Source organism: Massilia aurea, from assembly GCF_040790145.1.
GTDB lineage: Bacteria > Pseudomonadota > Gammaproteobacteria > Burkholderiales > Burkholderiaceae_D > Telluria > Telluria aurea_C.
The window spans coordinates 1-17645 of the sequence record NZ_JBFMMP010000014.1 but is presented as its reverse complement, the minus strand read 5'-3'; the positions used below and the strand labels follow the sequence as shown (position 1 = coordinate 17645).

General features: G+C 57.5%; 13 protein-coding genes and 1 riboswitch. Of the genes, 7 read left to right on the top strand and 6 right to left on the bottom strand.

Annotated features, from left to right (window positions below; all coding sequences use genetic code 11):
• Positions 1-32: 32 nt before the first annotated feature.
• Genes AB2N08_RS17580 through AB2N08_RS17570 form a run of 3 tightly spaced genes read left to right on the top strand, consistent with a single transcriptional unit; the run spans position 33 to position 4894 of the window.
• Positions 33-962, top strand: coding sequence for a hypothetical protein (locus tag AB2N08_RS17580; protein WP_367612188.1), 930 nt, complete (start codon positions 33-35; stop codon positions 960-962).
• Positions 949-3351 carry a hypothetical protein gene (locus tag AB2N08_RS17575; protein ID WP_367612187.1) on the top strand — a complete coding sequence of 801 codons (2403 nt, stop codon included), beginning with the start codon at positions 949-951 and terminating at the stop codon, positions 3349-3351. The genes AB2N08_RS17580 and AB2N08_RS17575 overlap by 14 nt, the downstream gene beginning before the upstream one ends.
• Positions 3338-4894, top strand: a complete 1557-nt coding sequence (locus AB2N08_RS17570) for an ATP-binding protein (RefSeq protein ID WP_367612186.1) — start codon at positions 3338-3340, stop codon at positions 4892-4894. The genes AB2N08_RS17575 and AB2N08_RS17570 overlap by 14 nt, the downstream gene beginning before the upstream one ends.
• Before the next feature lies 1 nt (position 4895).
• Here AB2N08_RS17570 and AB2N08_RS17565 read toward each other — a convergent pair whose 3' ends face one another.
• On the bottom strand, positions 4896-6089 hold the full coding sequence (locus tag AB2N08_RS17565; protein WP_367612185.1) for a TnsD family Tn7-like transposition protein: 1194 nt from the start codon (positions 6087-6089) through the stop codon (positions 4896-4898).
• A gap of 191 nt (positions 6090-6280) precedes the next feature.
• Between AB2N08_RS17565 and AB2N08_RS17560 the strand changes: the two genes are divergently transcribed.
• Both AB2N08_RS17560 and AB2N08_RS17555 read left to right on the top strand, forming a co-directional pair.
• Complete coding sequence (locus AB2N08_RS17560; protein WP_367612184.1) at positions 6281-8098, top strand: TniQ family protein; 1818 nt, start codon at positions 6281-6283, stop codon at positions 8096-8098.
• A 648-nt stretch (positions 8099-8746) separates the two neighbouring features.
• Positions 8747-9433 carry a response regulator gene (locus AB2N08_RS17555; protein ID WP_367612183.1) on the top strand — a complete coding sequence of 229 codons (687 nt, stop codon included), beginning with the start codon at positions 8747-8749 and terminating at the stop codon, positions 9431-9433.
• Positions 9434-9512: 79 nt separating this feature from the next.
• Here the strand turns inward: AB2N08_RS17555 and AB2N08_RS17550 are convergent, their stop codons facing one another.
• Together AB2N08_RS17550 and AB2N08_RS17545 are read right to left on the bottom strand one after the other, a co-directional pair.
• The gene (locus AB2N08_RS17550; RefSeq protein WP_367612182.1) at positions 9513-10208 is read right to left on the bottom strand and encodes a hypothetical protein; all 696 of its coding nucleotides are present in this window, start codon (positions 10206-10208) and stop codon (positions 9513-9515) included.
• Complete coding sequence (locus tag AB2N08_RS17545) at positions 10208-11047, bottom strand: MipA/OmpV family protein (RefSeq protein WP_367612181.1); 840 nt, start codon at positions 11045-11047, stop codon at positions 10208-10210. The genes AB2N08_RS17550 and AB2N08_RS17545 overlap by 1 nt, the downstream gene beginning before the upstream one ends.
• A gap of 349 nt (positions 11048-11396) precedes the next feature.
• On the opposite strand from AB2N08_RS17545, the gene AB2N08_RS17540 reads away from it, so the two are divergent.
• Complete coding sequence (locus AB2N08_RS17540; protein WP_367612180.1) at positions 11397-12716, top strand: ATP-binding protein; 1320 nt, start codon at positions 11397-11399, stop codon at positions 12714-12716.
• Positions 12713-13918 carry an MFS transporter gene (locus AB2N08_RS17535; RefSeq protein ID WP_367612179.1) on the top strand — a complete coding sequence of 402 codons (1206 nt, stop codon included), beginning with the start codon at positions 12713-12715 and terminating at the stop codon, positions 13916-13918. The genes AB2N08_RS17540 and AB2N08_RS17535 overlap by 4 nt, the downstream gene beginning before the upstream one ends.
• Positions 13919-14056: 138 nt before the next feature.
• Here AB2N08_RS17535 and AB2N08_RS17530 read toward each other — a convergent pair whose 3' ends face one another.
• The 3 genes from AB2N08_RS17530 to AB2N08_RS17520 all read right to left on the bottom strand — a co-directional run bounded on the left by AB2N08_RS17530 (position 14057) and on the right by AB2N08_RS17520 (position 17167).
• Positions 14057-14386, bottom strand: coding sequence for a hypothetical protein (locus AB2N08_RS17530; protein ID WP_367612178.1), 330 nt, complete (start codon positions 14384-14386; stop codon positions 14057-14059).
• Positions 14383-15045, bottom strand: a complete 663-nt coding sequence (locus AB2N08_RS17525; RefSeq protein ID WP_367612177.1) for a thiol:disulfide interchange protein DsbA/DsbL — start codon at positions 15043-15045, stop codon at positions 14383-14385. Before AB2N08_RS17525 ends, AB2N08_RS17530 begins: the two co-directional genes overlap by 4 nt.
• Before the next feature lie 151 nt (positions 15046-15196).
• The gene (locus AB2N08_RS17520) at positions 15197-17167 is read right to left on the bottom strand and encodes a TonB-dependent receptor (protein ID WP_367612176.1); all 1971 of its coding nucleotides are present in this window, start codon (positions 17165-17167) and stop codon (positions 15197-15199) included.
• A 69-nt stretch (positions 17168-17236) separates the two neighbouring features.
• Positions 17237-17479, bottom strand: a riboswitch (cobalamin riboswitch).
• Positions 17480-17645: the final 166 nt, after the last annotated feature.

Below are 17645 nucleotides of genomic sequence, written 5' to 3'. Positions count from 1 at the left end.
ACTGAAGTGTTCCTTCCCTGCTGGATGCACAGATGGCCCGCCAAACGAGAATGACAGAAAAGAAACTGATCAACATGATCAGTGCTGGGTATGGGCAGGGACATGGCGAAAACTATCGTCCATGGTTAAAGAACACTCGATCAGCAATCAGCAAGATTGGTACACAATCTTCCGGCCGAGTGCTCTATGGTCTGAACCGTTCATGTGACTTCAAGTCGCGCCAAGAAAAGAAAATCGCTCGAGCTCTTCTTTGGCTTGGGGCCGTGGACATCCGGGAACAGTTTCCACTTTGGCCTTGGCCGCACACTCATCCACTCGTCGGGGCGCCCGGGACCGAACAGCTTGTGCTTCCTGACGCTCCAGGACTCTTGGAGATAGCCGAAAAGGCTGACATTCCTCATGGGGTTTTCGTCGGCACAAACCTTCCTTATGTCGCAACTACGGACTTCATGGTGACCGTACAGCGCAAACACGTACCCAACTTAATTGCCGTCGCTTGCAAAAATCGCGAAATTGTACTGGGCGACGACCGGCTATCACGGCCGCTAGAACGTCTCGAACTGGAGCGGCTGTACAGCAAGTACATAAGAATTCGGCATATCGTTGTCGATAGCGAAGTATTCGGTAACGAGCTGCTCGCAAACTTGGACTGGCTGATGCCTGATGAACACGTAGTAGCCGATCTCCTAAACGATCCGCATTTAGGCGAATTTCATGATCGGTTAAATGAAAAAGCATTTTGCATCTCTATCGATGAAGCTATCGAGGAAGCCCGACACCATGTAGGGTGGACGAGAAAGCTTGGTTGTTCCGCCTTTCGCTACTTGACGTGGATGCAAGAGCTCGACATAGACCTGACACAGCCATTATTGATGACACAGCCCGCCCGAGGGGGTGGCATACGCATCCGAGCGCTATTGCAACATGAATTACTTGGAGAGGTTGATCATGCAGATCCGTGAAACCTCAACTGCCGGCAAGATAAACGGCAGCGGACAAGAAGTGCGCGTCGCCCTGAGCATGGGTGAGGAGCTAGGAATTGGAGAGGTGTATGCGTCGACAGGCTCGGATAGCATGATCGAACGCCCAACATTTCGAATTATTCACAAAAATCATGCCCAGAACATGGTATGGGTCATTCGGCTACCTGTAGCTGGAGATGGCGAACGACACATCAGGGCACCAACTTCGCTTGCATGCAGCGATCTCGCAAAGCTCCTGATCGATAAAAAAATTGTCAAGATCCAACTAACCCCACCTGCAGTTTTCCTGTTGAGTGACGCTGAGATCCGCGCCAGATATTCAAATAAAGACGGATCTTGCACAATCATTGATCGAAGGAACAACAGATACGCGATACTTGAACGTTTAATAAATTCATACTCAACGGGAGAGATCTTGGAACGCGGTTTGGTTACCTTATGGGTCAAACAACAGGCGGAATTGACCAAACGATCCAGAGCGAAACTCTACGATGACCTGCACAGCTACTGGGCTGGAAATTTCTCAAAAAACGCACTCATTCCTGATTATTGGCGCTCCGGGGCGGGCGGTAAGGAGCGTAAGCAAAAAACGAAACTGGGCAGGCCGAACGCAAAGGCGAGAGCTGACATCAATGCAAACAAGGGCTACTTCCTGTCTGACGATGACAAGGAGAAGCTCAGCTTCGGCTGGCGATACTTTCTAAGCCAAGGACGAACCAGATCGCAGGCATATCTGGAAACCATGGGAGTTTTTTACAGCGAGCGGTGGGAAGGTCAGAACGGGATACAAACGCCCATCCTCTTGCCTAGCGATCTTCGGCCGACCCCTGCGCAATTCGAACGATGGGGACCGGCGGGAGATCCACGTCTAACCGCCTCAAGAATACAACTAGGCGAAATAGATTGGTCGAAAAAATATCGCGGAATCTCGGGCAGTGCTGAAGACGGAATGCCTGCAGTGGGAATGCAAGCGGTTTGTGATACGACTACTAATGACGCATACTTAAAATCCGTAACATCGCGCCTTAAAACCGTGGGCCCAGTTAACCGACTTTTGATTACTGAAAGCAGAAGTAATCTAATTATCGGCCTTCATTGCGGCTTTGACGCTCCATCGGCGCAAACTTTTCTCTTAGCTGTAGCACACGGGGCGTCGAGCAAAGTTGATTTTTGTGCACGGTTCGGCATAACGATCAGTGAGGATGAGTGGCCCGCCTGCGCCACCCGTACCTATCTGGGCGACAATGGCGAATATCGGAATGAACTGAGCCGGCAAGCGCTTGACCAGTTCGGTGCTAGTGTCGATAACATTCCTAGCGGTCAGCCGCAATTTAATGGCGTGGCTGAGTCTAAACACCATCTTCTGCATGCCCGACTCGATCACCAACTGGACGGTACAACCTATGGCCAGCCACGTCGGCGCGGGAAACCTCATCCGGCAATTAATGCCTGCGTCAATTATTTTGAATACATGCGTGAACTGATCCGCGAAATCTTATATCACAACAACGAGGAAAAGGTTTCTCATCTTTTAGACGCCGAAATGCGGCGTGCACAGGTAGTGCCGACCCGGATTTCAATCTACCGCTGGCTTATTGACCGAGGTTATATATCCGATTTTGTTCCCGACATTGCGATACTTCGTGCCCACCTTTACCCTTCCGTACCAGCGACGCTGACTGAATCCGGAGTGTACCTGCTTCGAGAAGATCAGGGCGCGAGGACTGAACGAATTCCGAACGCAAGATATATGGCAGATTGCCTGGTTGAATTAGGACTCCTGGAGCAAGCTCGGCGCAAAGGCAACCGCAGAATTACAGTTCGATGCAACCCGATAGATCCAAGGTCAGTATGGTTTCAGACTGAGCGGGGCCTCGCAGAACTAAGAAATATCCATTCTGATCCGATCCTGTACAACCAGGCTACTGTCGCGGATCTGGTTGCCATGAAGGATGAGGACAAGATCATAGAACTAGATACTCGCGGACAGGACGAACAGAAGCGCATGGTTATCGTCACGAATCGACAAGCAATGCTCAGTCAGGCGCAGGCCGAGAAGCAAGGCGAGTTGAAGTCATTAGCTAAGCCAATGAGCAAAGCTGACCATTATAGTGAGATAGGTAAAAACAGGCAGGACGAAACAGCATGGTTAGCGACGCATCTTTCCCAATCCCCTTCTCAAGAAACACCGTCAGGGAGCATGCCGGGGATCGAACATAAAAAAGCACGAAGCAGCTCCAAATTGCACGTCAACGCGACGGATCCGGTACAGCATGTGGAATTCGTTGACGAACCAGATGACGAAATCGTGAATCCAGCGCTGGAAGCACTAAGACGATTTATGCGGGGACAGAATGACCAACAATGAAAACAGTGTAGTAGCTGCGAGCCCATTGGATTCGATATACGGCGAAAACCCACTTTTAACTCCTCTAGGGCCAAGGATCGCATTCCAACATCTCCCTCATCGGCTGACAAACCGGCCACTCAACGGCCATAAGCTCGCCAGCTTAGACGCTTCATCCAGGGAAGAGCTGCTTGTTCTATACGAGCAAAATTTCGTACCCACCACCAGCGGCATTGATATCGTAGCTGCACTCCAAAACCTTCATCGGGAACATTATTGGCACCGTCATCCTGCCAACCCAAAAGTCCGTAGGGATCGAGCTCAAATTGCACAGTTCACCAAATCGAAGGATTTCAACCCGGCCTCGATCCCTTGGCTAAGCACCTCTGCACGAGGCATGATTATCAAAGGAATAACTGGGACTGGAAAGACGGCAATTACCAACCGCTACACCGATTTGCTCAGCCAGCAAGTATACGAACATATGAACGGGGCGATACCAGGATTTGAATACGTGAGGCAAGTATCATGGATTAAAGTAGATATGAGCAACGACGGCAGCAGAGACGGCTTCTTAACGTCTATTCTGATGGAAGTGGACAAGCAACTTGATACAAATTACGCGAAACAATACTCCGGAAGATTTTCGATCGATAAGTTAGCAATTGTCGTTGGAGTTATATTAAGCACCCATCTCTGCGGTATGCTGATTATAGAGGAAATTCAAGAAAAAAATTTTAATAACTCCAAATGGCGAAGCCAGCTAACTACCTTTTTCTTACGGATTCTCAACTTTGGAATCCCAATAGTGTTAATTGGAAATCCTCTGGGATTCACAGAGCTTGAGAAATCGTCCCAGAATGTGCGGAGACTATCGAGTGGAGGGGTGTTTGAAATGCTTCCTTCTTTGGACGGCACAGACGACGATTTCTACAATATTGTCGACCATACTCTCTCGTTCAACGTCATGGAGCAGCAAAATGAGCGAGCGTATCAACATTTCCGTAGCGTCGCTTTCTCCTACAGCGGTGGCATAACGGACTTCGTCGTACGTCTTAACATAGAAAGTCAGCTCATTGCGCTGCGGTCTGGAAAGAGCGAGGTGCTTCCCAAACACATTAACGCTGCTTTTTCGGGTCCTCGAATGGTTGCAAACCATCCGTTAATCAACGGACTGGTCAATAGAGATCCCAACATGCTTCGCACCTGCAATGATGTGCCCGTCGAGCGTTTTCTAGCGATATGGTTAAAGGAGAAGCAACGCCATGACACGCCTGGAACAAAATCCGGGAAAATCCCAGATGAGTGCATAGAGGAAACAAACACGACCTCGGGCGCCGGTGAGATCGCGGGGGAAAACTTTGCAAAGATTGAACACCCCGCTCCCCCACCAAGCGAGCATCCGCTAGCTAAGCGATTAAAAGCTGAGCAGACCCGGACAGCTAACAGGCGAAAAAAAGCTGTTGAGCAGAAAGAGAAGTTGGGATCAGACGACATCCGAGGAGAAGGAGTCGGCGCCAGTTTAGTAGCAGGCCTGAAAGATTTGCTCAATCAAAGAAACTGACTCAACTCGTCTTGCTCGTGGAAGGCGGTCTGGGGCGCACATAAACGATCCCCGCGCGCTTCAACCAGTATCTTGCGACGTCATAAGGCAGATCTAGATCCCTTGCCGCCTGCGCAAGTGACTTTTCACCTGCCGCCACAAGCATAAGTAGTGCATCGACTCGCGGATCGGCGCGCGGAACGGAGAAAGACACCATTGCAGGCTGATATGAAACCTCGACCATTTCCGTGTAGCAATTCAAAAAACTTGGCCAATCTTCGAACAACAAAGCTTTTACCAAGAAGTGCTTTGCCGGATGCAAATGCGATCGTGGATTGCGAAGCAGTTTCGCCAGAAATCCACCGCTGCCCCCGTTCACAGACTCGATAAAACCAAATTCCGGAATGTCTACCAGTGCCGCTGCTTGCCTTAAAAATTCCTGTCGCACGGCTCTAAATCGGACGTTTCCAGTCCGCGTAAGCCACCCTGCTGCTTTTGCTCCGCGCAGATAACTCTGCCTTAACGAATGTGGTTCAAGTTCCAACTTAGAGGAGGACAGAATTCCAACTGCGAATTTGGCCAAACGTGTAAGCAAGAGTGCTTGATGGTTTAGCCGAGATGGAAGAGATTTCCATTCATCGTCGCCTACAGTATGTGGCAGCACCCATTGCAGCTTGTTGAGCGTCCGTGACTTTCCTGTCGACCGCATAAGCAGTTCACCATGTTCTGGACAAATCCATACGGCAGGATGCTGATGAAGCAGATGCCAGTAGGCCGTTCCGTACATATCGATTTCTTCTTCGATGCATTTAACACATGCCTTAAGCGGATGCGCGGCACCGATGCGACTTGACGGCAGACCGAGACGAAATTTTAAACGATTGATTCCTGCCCCGGCCAAAGCTTCGATGCCGGCGCTAATCCTTTTGGCAGGCTGATAAGGAGCGTAGAACTTTAGCAAAGTTCGGTCTTGAGATAAATAGGCCACATTCCCGAGTAGTCCTCTGGTCCGTGCTTCAAACGTGGACAAATTCGGTGGGAAATCGTGCAACATAGCGGCATCACGCACTCCGAATAGTTGATGGCTGGTAGTCGATGCCAAACGGTTTCCGCTCATGTAATGGAATCTGGCGCAGAGGCTATACAACGTTTCATCTGGAAGAAACACCGGCAGAAACGATAACGCTTCGTCTTTTGAGCCTTCGGATTCGTTCATTTTGCGCCAACTTCAGCTTTTGCAATTTAAGTCATAATATGTGGACTCACCGATTTGCATTTGCGATCACTCAAACTGGCTAAACAGAATATCGCTCGGATTTACTGTTCTAATTGTGGGGAAGATTTTTATCAAACATCGACTGAAGCACAATTGCCCTTGTGCCAAGCTTGACCGCTCACGGAGTCATAATGTTCATTCGCCCGCCTTATTCTAAACGGAAAGTTCTACCTTTCTTCCCGAGCGCTCCGGACGAAGCAATGGTCTTCTCGCGCTGTATCGCGTACCACGTATTGGCCCGCAATCGTTCCATCCGGGCAAGCAAGATGATCTTGTTTGATAACGAGTACGTACGCTCCGTTGACCCGTTTGGCGCAAACCTTGGAAAGCTTATGCAGGTGCTGCCACAAGATAGTATTTCGGTTGATTATCTTTTCGAGCACGCTACTCTGTTCGGGTTCTATAGCGGCCCCTTGTCGGTTGAGCGGAAACGGCTCTGGCGAGATAACCAGCTTTCAGGTGATGCTCGTTTCATAAATAAGTTCGTAACGGGAAGTTCCGGCCATAAGATCCGTCTTATTAAAGAGCACCTGAATTTCTGTAAGATGTGTAGACGCGATGATGAAATGGCGTATGGGATAGGACATTGGAGGACAGTACATCAGCTTCCTGGCGTAACCCACTGCCCAGTACACTTGATTCCACTGTCCGGTCTGTGCGCTAAATGTAGGTTGCCGACTGCTTCCGAGGACTCATGGCAGCCGCCCAGCGAAACATGCCCTCATTGCGGAAGCTATGGTTTTTTTGAGGAAGATATGCCTCAACTGTCTGTACACTTGCGGTTTGTTGAGTTGTGCGACTTAGCTACACATGGAATCCCGGTCGGACTCGCAAGTGCGGACCGTAAGCAGTTGTATTCTCAGTTTTATCAACGGGCAGGCCGGTCAATAGATCAGCGAACAGAAAAACTCATTGAAGTGCTTTTAAAGCGTTGGGCGGTTGAGAGTCTTGAACAACTTCAATCCCTTCTGCAAGTGATGATAACCCGCAAATTCTTGACGCAAGCGCTTATTTCTCAAGACACCATCCAGAGTCCTGGCGGACATTTAGCGGTTATGGCTGCGCTAGAAGCTGAAGGGTATACAGGCCGGAAGCGAAGCCGGACCAAACTCGAGCGTGAGGCCAAACTTACTCATGTTTTGTCGGACGAATGTCAGGCAATACTGGACGAGCTAGCGTGTGATGCATCCGCACTGCTAAAAGCTATCGAGCGAGTTTGTGATGTCCAAGGCCTGCCAACAAAGATTGGTACGATGCTAATCGACGGAACTCAAGTAGAGGCAACGCGGCAATTTAGAGTAGATCAGTATAGGGGCGCTAGGCTACTCGTTGCGTTGGACGAAATCGACTTCAAGGCAGAAGGCATAGTCTCCCCGTCAAATCTCAAGGCGTCTGATTTCAATTTCTCCTTCCTTAGAAGTGCTATGAACTGGCACAAATTGAGAAACTCTCACCGAGCTTCTATCCGGGATGTCTTGCTGCAGGAACGATTTACGATCGACGAATCACAGGAGGCAATACTTCGATCTGTTATCTGGAGCGGCAAGAATGACAATGCTTGGCTTGACAAGCTTTATCATTCCGACGATCCGTTCAGCGTGAAAGTTAGAATGATGAGCCGGAAAAGCATCATCGATGCGATAAAGAACGGTTGCAGGATCCCGAGTTCGGTTCGACGCAGCGCCCCGATAGCGTTTGAACTTTGCCGGCTATTCGATGCTTGCTGGCTTAATTCGACGATGCCGCCAACGAAATACAAAGGCCTATCGTTCGCAGACAGACGAGCGCGTTGCCGAAGAATGATCATCATAGCTATTGATGCTGGGATCACAAATCGAGTAAACATGCCCAAGCGCGCAAAAAGATGGTGTCTTGAAAATGACCGCGAATGGCTTGATCAAACCATACCATGCAAATGGTCTAATGGGAGACCGCCTAAGAATTCGTGACTCTGGGGTTCTGATGATGTGCAAACAGGCGGCTTCGGCACACTAAGGCTGCAGCGCTGTCAGAGGACGGGCTCGGAGCCCCCCCGACATCGGGTCAGATCGTCGTAAAAATCTTTACGCTGCTGTCACAGCCTTTAAGTCTCCTGTCATGGGAGGCTGAGGTTGCAGCAATCCTCAACGCGACCGGGCTAAACACCGCTAGCCTATACGTCGCGCTCATGCGAGGCTCGATGGCGTTGGTTGTTCGTACTCACATTTATGGACGCACGGCAACGGCACGTTAGCAGCACCTAGCGTCGATTGAGAACACTATCTGACATGCTCGAGCTGACTAGATGTTCTGAACTTTATTATTTTCTCTGGCGCTTCGCATAGGCATAAATGCGCATTTGTTCTGATCTGTATGATCGGCGAATGAGGACTGTAGAGACGTCTGGCCTTAGGGAGTCTGTTCCGAACTTAATTATGACGAAACACTGAATGTCTCGCGCTGCCCTGGCGTGACATGGACGTAACAACGGCCCGCGCAAGCGGGCCGTTGTCGTTTCAGGAGGTTGTCGTCAAACTGTAATGACTTGTCTCGTTTCTCGCAGGATGTGCCATTCGCGCACGCACCCCGCTACAATGGCCGACCCGAGGAGGAACTGTATGCACCGTGTAATGTTGGTGGAAGACGATGCTCGCCTGGCCGAGCTCGTTACCGAATACCTGTCCAGTTATGAGTTCGCGATCGACCTGGTCACGCGCGGCGACGTCGCGCTCGAACGTTTCAAGGAATTGACGCCGGACGTCGTGATCCTCGACCTGATGCTGCCGGGCCTCGATGGCATGGTGGTGTGCCGCCAGATCCGCGAGCACTCCGACGTCCCGATCCTGATCCTCACCGCGCGCGAAGACTCGTACGATGAAGTCTCGGGCCTGGAGCAAGGCGCCGACGACTTCGTCAACAAGCCGGTCCAGCCGCGCGTGCTGCTGGCGCGCCTGCGCGCCCTGATGCGGCGCGCCCAGGCCAAGTCGGGCGTCGATTCGCGCATCCTGCAATTTGGCGCGCTGCGCATCGTCACCAGCGACCGCAGCGTGATCTGGCGCGGCCAGCCCTGCATCCTGTCGAATACCGAATACAAATTGCTGCTGGTACTGGCCGAGGCGGCCGGGCGCGTGCTCTCGCGCGACGCCCTGCTCAAGAAGATGCGCGGCATCGAGTTCGATGGACTCGACCGCAGTATCGACAATTGCATCTCGAAACTGCGCCGCAAGTTCGACGATGCCGATTCGGAAAAGATCAAGACGGTATGGGGCGAAGGTTATTTGTTCTCGCCGTCGGCCTGGAATTGAACAAGGCGCCGCAATCAAAAAAACCTGCCGCGGCAGGTTTTTTTGATTGCGATCTTTACGCCTGTCGATCAAGCATCGCTTATTCGAACAGCGGCACGATCGCCAGCGGCGCGTTGTACGTCACTACCTGGGCCGCGTCGCTCGGCCCGAAGCGGTAGGTGACGACCGGAAAATCATCATCGATATCGCCCGCAAAGGCCGGCGCGCGCGTGACAGGCAAGGCGGTCTCGGCGCCACCCGTGCGCACCCGGGCGCCGGCCTCGGGAGCGGTCTTGGCGAACACCAGCCGCACGCCCACGCACGCCTGGCTGCGCGCCGAGGCATCACCGTAGCGGGCAAAGCCCAGCGCCTGCTCGCAGGCCGCACGCAGTTCGGCGACGTCGTACGAGCCGTCGGCGCGCAGCGCCAGCGAGATGCGCGGGCGCACCGTGAAGCCGCCCAGCGCGCGGTTGGGCGCCAGCACGGCATTCTCGTCGTAGGCGGCCTTGAGCAGCGGCAGTGTCGTGCGACCCAACGGATCGAGCACCAGGCTGGTCTGCAGCGTGCGGCCTTTGATGAGCAGGCTCGCACCGCCGTCCAGCATCCCCCTGGCGCCCGGCCGCACCTGCAGCGCATTCTGCAGCAGGCTCTTGGGGCCGCCATATTTATCGAACACCACCATCGCGCGGTAGGCATCCCGATAGCTCACCCATTCCGCAGCGTTCGCCTGCGCGACGGCAACGCCGGCCGTCAGCAGCAGGGTCACGCAGGCGGTAATGTGGGCGCGTTGCATCATCAGAAGCGGATAGCGAAGGCGGTCGAAACCGTCACGTTGGTGGGCCGCTCGACGAGCGGGCTATGGCGCACGCTGCCGGTCAGGCGCGTCGCTTGGACATTGGTGGTGAGCATCCACGATGGACTCAGGGCCCAGTTCCAGCGCGCGCCGACGCGCACATCTTTCAGGCCGCCGCCCGGGCGGTACACGGGATTGCCGCTGCTCCAGGCCTCGTTGTCAGTCACACCGAAATAGCTGCGGTTGTAGTCGCGGTTGACCAGCGTGACGCCGGCATTGAACGAGACCGTGTGCTGTGGGGCGATGGCCACGGCCAGGCGCTGTACGCCCAGTTCCATGCGCGCGCCGTCGCGCTCCCTGCCTGAGCCGATCAGCACGTTGCTGGTGAAACGCCAGGCGGGGTTCAGGTAATAGTTCAGGAAGGCGCCGCCTTCGACCCGGGTGCCGATGTCCGGCATGCCGGCCAGTGGATTCTCGCGCTGCACGCGTGCGGCCAATGGCAGCAGTGTCGATACGCCGACGCCATCGACGATGCCGCCGTTGCCGGACTCGTCGCGGTTGGCGTGAAGCGATACCAGTGGGCCGAACTCGAGCTTGGGATCGGTCGACAGATGCATCCCGGCGCTCATGCCGGAGATGAATACACCATTGCTCCACTGAACCTGGAGCACCGGCAAGACCGATGTCTTGCTGCTGTCCGCGCCCTCGTATCGCGCCCGCGACACGGCGCCCAGCCCCGCATACATATCGCGGCTGCCGTCGGGCATCGGGTTAGTGGCCGGCATCTGCCCGCTCGCTGCACTACTTGCAGCGGCGAGGGCCAGGGCGAAAAACTGTTTCATCGTGAGGGCGTTCCGGGAGTTCGGTTGCTGATATTTTACGTCGAGCAAGCTTCGCTCTCCCATCGGATAGTGACAATTCAGCGTTTTCGCTCTGACCGGTATAAAAAAACCCACTGACACCTGCGCACCAGTGGGCAAACGGAAACCTGATGATGAGGTAGATAGTACCCGGCGCAGCCTCTGCGATTCACCCCTCAGATGTCCACCAATTGTCGTCAATTTGTAAGACGTGGAACGTGCGCCGGCCTCCAGGCTTACCGTTCCAGCATTGCCAATGTACAATCGCCGGCTCAGGAGAAACCATGCTTTTGGCCGCACTTCGTCACCGACAGTCACCCGGGATGTGCCCGTGAACCGGCTATTTTTCCGGTTCTTCATGCTCGTCATGCTGTCGATTACCGCGGCGACGTTCGTCATCTATTTTGCCTTCGCGCGCCTGTTCGGCGACCCGCTGGAAGACATCGGGCGGCGCCAGGCCGCAGCCCAGATCTTTTTGCTTGAACACTATGTGGACGAAGCGCCCGGCGACGAATGGCTCACGCGCCTGAACAATGTGCGCGAAGTCTCGCCGGTGCGCTACGACCTGCTGCCGCTGGCCGACGTGCGCGAACGCCTGGACGCCGGCCAGCGCGCTGACCTCGAGCGGGGCGCGATCGTGCTCGACGTCAGCGAGCGCGCCCTGTACCGGCGCGTGGATTTGTCGGGCGAGCGCTATATCGGCAGCAATGACGACGTGTTGCATGCACAGAACCTGCCGATCGACATCGGCAAGGAGCTCAAGATGGAGCTGCTGCGCTTCGTGATCGTCGCCATTGCCCTGCTGGTGCCGATCGCGCTGTGGTCGCGTTCGCACTGGCGCGCCCTGCAGTCGCTGTCGCGCATGGCCGACGAGTTCGGTGCCGGCAAGCTGTCGGCACGCGCGCAACTCAAGCGCTCCGAGATCGTCTATCCGCTGGCCGAACGCATCAACCACATGGCCGGCCGCATCGAAGAACTGATGGCGGCGCAGCGCAGCCTGCTGCATTCGGTGTCGCACGAATTGCGCACACCCATTGCACGCCTCGAATTTGGCCTCGAACTGCTCGACGCGCGCGCGAACGACCCGGACCTGAGCCGGCGCATCGCCGCCATGGAGGGCGACCTGCGCGAGCTGAACGACCTGGTCAAGGAGTTGCTCGATATGAGTAAACTCGACAGCGCGGGCACGCTGCAGCGCGCCACGGTCGATTTGTCCGCCTTGCTGCGCGACTGCTGCGCGACGCTGCCGCCATCGTCCCAGGACATCACCTGCCGGTTTGGCGACGGGCTCGGCACGATCGAGGTCGACGCCCGCCTGCTCGCGCGCGTGATCAGCAACTTGCTGCGCAATGCCCAGAAATATGCGGCCGGCCGGGTCGTGCTGGCGGCCGAGCGGGGACCGGGCGGCATCGAGATCGCCGTCGACGATGACGGGCCCGGCATTCCCGAGGCCGAGCGCGACAAGGTGTTCGAGCCGTTCTACCGGCTCGACCGCAGCCGCGACCGCGCCACCGGCGGGTTCGGGCTGGGCCTGTCGATTGCGCGCAAGGCCGTCGTGCTGCACGGCGGCACGCTGCGCGTGGAGACATCAACCCTCGGCGGCGCGCGCTTCGTGGTGCGGCTGCCGTCGTCGCCGGAGACCATGAAATGAACGAACGCTTCCTGATCGCCACCCTGTGCGGGCTGGCCCTGCTCTCGACCGTCGGCGCCTCCCTGCCCTACCCGATGCTCGCGCCGCTGTTTGCCGATGGCAGCATCCATGGGCTCAACAGCTTCCTCGGCCTGCCGCCCAAGCTGCTGCTGGGCATTGCGCTGATGATCAATCCGCTGGGCCTCCTGATTGGCAGCGCGGTGCTGGGCCCGTTGTCCGACAGTTTCGGCCGGCGCCGCACGCTGCTGCTGACCACGGTTGGCGCGGCGCTCGGGCACCTGCTCACGGCCGTGGCGATGGTGATGGAATCGTATCTGCTGTTCCTGGTGGCGCGCTTTTTCACCGGCCTGCTCGAAGGCAATGGCGCCATCATGCGTGCCCTGGTGATCGAACGCATCGTGGGGCCCATGCGCAATCATGCGCTGTCCTGGCTCAATGGGTCGTTCAACCTGGGCTGGCTTGTCGGTCCGCTGCTGGGCGGCTTCACGATGACGCTGGGCGCCGAGGTGCCGTTCGGTATCGCCGCGCTCGCCCTGCTGCTGGGCACACTGTGCGTGTTCCTGACGATTCCCGCCACGCCGCCGGCGACGCACGGCCTGCGCTGGTGGACGGTAGCGCGGGAGCGCCACGCGCTCACGCTGCTGCGCCACGCGCCGCTGCGCACGCTGTTCATCATCCACCTGGGCTATTGCTGCGGGGTGGCGTCGCTGTACGAGTACTTTCCACTGTGGCTGGTCGACGTGGGCGGCTACGACGCGCGGCAGATTTCCATCGTGAACATGGGCATGTGCGCGTTGATGACGACCGCGGCGCTGTTTGCCGGCCATGCCAGCACGGTAGAAGGACGGCGGCGCGCGGCCTGGTACGCCGCCGTTGGTGCCACCGCGATCCTGTGCGTTGGCTTTGGCAACCTGTGGATCGGCATCGCCGGCATCATCCTGTTCGGCGCGCCGCACGCGTTCTACAACACGGCGCTGCAAACCTGGGCGGCCGACGAATTCGCAGCCCACGGCCAGGGTTCGGTGATGGCGCTGCTATCGACCATCTTCTGCCTGGCCAATATTTTGATGGCGCTTCTCGGGGCCGTGCTGACGCTGATCGACACGCGGCTGGTGCTGATCGTTGGCGGCGTGCTGGCGGTGTGGGCCTCGGTGGCGCTGCGGCGCTGGAGCGTACGGAGCGCGCATCCGGTACTGGTGTAATCGCTGACACAGCGCCAGGCTGCGCAGACAATGCGTCGTCACGGCCCAGGAGAAAAGAGCGGCATGAAAGACAGAGCGGCGCCCCTGGGACGCCGCTGCGGTACTGCCGAGCTTACCTGCTGGCCGTCATTGCTGCTATTACTTCCCCACATTATGCGGCGCAGGCCGCACATTCGCCACGCCGAACCAGAGGTGCTCCCACCAATGGTCGCGCGAGCGCACCGTGACCAGGCACGCCTTGTCGAACCCGGACTTGAAGACCATGTCCGGACATTGATTCGTCGCCAGCGCATGGCGCTGGTTTTCGGCATTGACCAGCGCAATACTGAGCCAGATGGTCGCCAGGGCGAACAACGCCGCCAGCGACCACGCGACGTGGTTCACGTTGCTGGTCTCAAACAGCTCTTCCTCTTTGGGCCGTGACCCTTCGTAGATCTTGAGGATGTCGCGTTCGACGTCGTCGCTCATTTGGTCTGGGCTGCTTTCGTTACCAGTGCATCGAGAACCTGGCCGGTGGCCGTCATCAGCTGGCCCATGTCCTGGATCTTGTTCGACTGCGCCACCGTTGCCGGCGACACGACGTATTTACCATCGATGACCACGGTTGGCGTGCTGCTGGCCTTGTACGCTTCGGCAACTGCCGGCAGACGCTTGAGCTTGGTCTGCACGCCGAACGAGTTCCACGCTTCGAGGAACTTCGCTTTATCCAGGCCGTTGGCGGCTGCCCATGCGATGATGTCGTCATCCTTCATCAGGCGCTTGCGCTCGACGTGCACGGCGCGGAACACGCGGTCGTGGTATTGCTCGAGCTTGCCCATGGCGTCGAGCGTCAGGAACAGGCGTGCCTCAGGATCGCTCGGGCCCTGGAACGGCAGCGGGATGCGACGCATCACGATGTTGTCACCCTGCTTTTTGATCCACGCATTGAGCGTTGGTTCAAATGCATTGCAGGCGCCGCAGTGGTAGGCGAAGAATTCGACGACTTCGACCTTCTTGCCGATGGCCTGGGTCGGCTGCGGGGCGGCCAGCACGGTGTATTCGGAACCGACGCGTGGATCAGTCGGTGAAGCATTGGCAAAACCGGCAACCAGGGCGGCAGCAACGAGGGCAAAACGCAGAGTACGCATAACATCCTTCCACATATATGATTGAGCGAACGACCGCGAGATTACCACTTTTTGCATGTCCCCTGTCTGCAGGGCGCGATTTATTGCATTTGCTTACCGCTGAAACACGGCTGCCAATACACGATACAAACCCCGCCCGCTTGATGGTCGATCAGAAATCGAAGCGCAGCGACACCTTCAGCTGGCGGCCATCGCTCGGATAAATGCCGGCGCGGCAGCTGAACGCATAGCTGTAATGCTGGCGGTCGAGCAGGTTCAGGCCCGAGACCGCCACTTCCCAGTCACCCAGGCGCCGGGCATAGCGGGCATCGACCGTGGTGTATGACGGCACGCGCGCATCGCAGCTGTTGGCGAAGTCGTCACCGAAACGCTGGCTCGCGACCCACTGCGCGCCGACGTCGGCGCTGTGCCCATTGCCCGGCGTCCAGGCCAGGCGCGTCGTCACGACGTGCTTCGGCACCAGCACCATGTCACGGCCGGTGTTCGGGCCATCGCGGAACTCGGATTGCACGTACTGCCAGGCGCCGGTGAGGCGCAGGCTGTTCCCCAACAATGCATTGCCTTCGAACTCGACGCCCTGGCGGCGGGTCGGGTCGAGGTTGGTGTTGGCGCCGAAGCCGCCGGCGAGCGTCGGGTCGAAGAAGAGTTCGTTCGTCAGGCGATGGCGGAACACGCGCGCAGTGGCCTTGCGCGCGTCGTTGCCGGCGGAGACGCCCAGCTCGAGGTCGCGCGAGGTTTGCGGCGCCAGCACGCCCGGGCTCGAGCGGTACGAGTTTTCGTCGATGTTGGCGATGCGATAGCTGCGACCGGCCTTGGCAAACACGGTGACCGCGGGCGCCACGTCGAAGCTGCCTTCGACGCTGAAGGCATTGATCGACTGCTCGGTGTCTTCAGGGGTAACGAACGCGAGCGGATCGGCGTATTCCTTGTCGAAGCGTTCATGACGCGCGCCAACAGCCAGGCGCGCATTGTGCGGCGCGTTCCAGGTCAGTTCGTCACGCACGTAGATGGCCTTGGACTCTTGCTCGGCGTCGCCGGCCGAGAAGCTCGACGTCACCTGGCGATCCCAGCGGGTCAGGTCGATGCCGGTGACGAATTCATTGCGCTGGTCGCCGAGCATCGATGTGTGGCGCAGGCGCGGCGAAAACTGGGTCTGCTCGGCCTGGTAGCGCGAGGCCGATGGGAAGCCCGAGAACACATAGGTCGAGCCCACATCGCGCTCGCGATGCGACAGCTCGGCCGCCAGTTCGACGGCGCCGATGCGGTGCTCGACGAAGGCGCTGATGCGGTCGGTGTCGAGCGAGCCGAAATCGTCCAGCGTATTGCTCTGGGTCGGATTGGCCTGGAATTGCGCTTCGGTCAGCGAACCCGGCAGGCGCGAATCGGATCGCGAACTCTCGAAGCGCAGGCCGGCGCGGCCGTTCGGCGCGTAGGCGTACTGCACACCGCCGCTGAAGCTCGTCTGCTCGTACTTGTTGTTCTCGCGGTAGTTGTCGGTGCTGCGGTCGGCCACGGCGGCGTCGAACGACCACGGGCCGGCGCCGTGCGCGACGGAGGCGCGCAGGTCGCGCGCGTCGAAGCGCCCCGCTTCGGCAAACAGCGTGCCGCGCGTGCCGCTGCCGGATGGGCGGCGGGTGAAGATCTGGATCACGCCGCCGGTGGCGCCGTCACCGTACAGCACGCTGCTGCCGCCGCGCGTGATTTCGATGCGCTCGACCGTGTCGACCGGGATGCTCGACAGCACCGTGTTGGTCAGCTCGTTTTCATTCAGGCGCACGCCGTCGACCATCACCACCACGTTTTGCGCGCTGTTGGTGCCGAAGCCGCGCATGTCGAGGGTGAAGTCGGGCGAGCCGTCCAGGCTCTGGCGGCCAAAGACGCCGCCGATCCTGCGGATCGCGGCATTCACGTCGGCCACGCCCGCGTTGCGGATCTGTTCGGCGGTGATCACGGTGGCGCCGATCGGCGTGGCGGTGGCCGGAAAGCGTGCGGCGGTGACGACGACGGGGGCCAGCGTTTCTTGTGCCACAGACTGCGCAACGGCGTTGGCGGCGATGGTGGACATGGCGAAGGCGCACGCCAGGGCGAGGGGCGCGCGGCGCGCGGGAGCTGCAAAAATCATGATGAATGTGTTCTCGGTAAAGGGCGCCTGGCTGCGTCCCCGCAGTCTGGCGTCGAAGGAAGCGCATGGCGCTTCAACCTGTTTTTGGCCGGTATCCGGGCTGGCAAGCGGGACGCCCTCACCGTCCTGCGCAGCATGCGCAGTGGTGTTCGAGTTCGTCTGCCGCGGCGCAGGCTATGCGGGCGCGGCGCTTGTTGACCGTTGCGGGGGCAGCACACTTCCAGCACGGCGCGCGGCGCAGTCCTGTCGTGTTTCCCGTTTAACTTCGCGCACTGAAATGCGCGCGAGAGCACCAAAACGGGGCGATTATACCGCGGCGTTTGGGTACGTTGTGGGTGGGGTTGGGTGTATTTGGACGCGTCGGCAGCGAAGCTGTCTCGCCGGCCGCGCCAACCCTACCACGTAGATACCGTCTCCCCTGTCAAGCCCTAAGGCGCAAATTTTGGGTCATAGGGCTTGCCAGAATGGATCACGCCGA

Bases quoted from the DNA above. Each gene is read 5' to 3' on its own strand.
- AB2N08_RS17580 (WP_367612188.1), top strand. From the start codon at position 33: ATGGCCCGCCAAACGAGAATGACAGAAAAGAAACTGATCAACATGATC.
- AB2N08_RS17575 (WP_367612187.1), top strand. From the start codon at position 949: ATGCAGATCCGTGAAACCTCAACTGCCGGCAAGATAAACGGCAGCGGA.
- AB2N08_RS17570 (WP_367612186.1), top strand. From the start codon at position 3,338: ATGACCAACAATGAAAACAGTGTAGTAGCTGCGAGCCCATTGGATTCG.
- AB2N08_RS17565 (WP_367612185.1), bottom strand. From the start codon at position 6,089: ATGAACGAATCCGAAGGCTCAAAAGACGAAGCGTTATCGTTTCTGCCG.
- AB2N08_RS17560 (WP_367612184.1), top strand. From the start codon at position 6,281: ATGTTCATTCGCCCGCCTTATTCTAAACGGAAAGTTCTACCTTTCTTC.
- AB2N08_RS17555 (WP_367612183.1), top strand. From the start codon at position 8,747: ATGCACCGTGTAATGTTGGTGGAAGACGATGCTCGCCTGGCCGAGCTC.
- AB2N08_RS17550 (WP_367612182.1), bottom strand. From the start codon at position 10,208: ATGATGCAACGCGCCCACATTACCGCCTGCGTGACCCTGCTGCTGACG.
- AB2N08_RS17545 (WP_367612181.1), bottom strand. From the start codon at position 11,047: ATGAAACAGTTTTTCGCCCTGGCCCTCGCCGCTGCAAGTAGTGCAGCG.
- AB2N08_RS17535 (WP_367612179.1), top strand. From the start codon at position 12,713: ATGAACGAACGCTTCCTGATCGCCACCCTGTGCGGGCTGGCCCTGCTC.
- AB2N08_RS17530 (WP_367612178.1), bottom strand. From the start codon at position 14,386: ATGAGCGACGACGTCGAACGCGACATCCTCAAGATCTACGAAGGGTCA.
- AB2N08_RS17525 (WP_367612177.1), bottom strand. From the start codon at position 15,045: ATGCGTACTCTGCGTTTTGCCCTCGTTGCTGCCGCCCTGGTTGCCGGT.
- AB2N08_RS17520 (WP_367612176.1), bottom strand. From the start codon at position 17,167: ATGATTTTTGCAGCTCCCGCGCGCCGCGCGCCCCTCGCCCTGGCGTGC.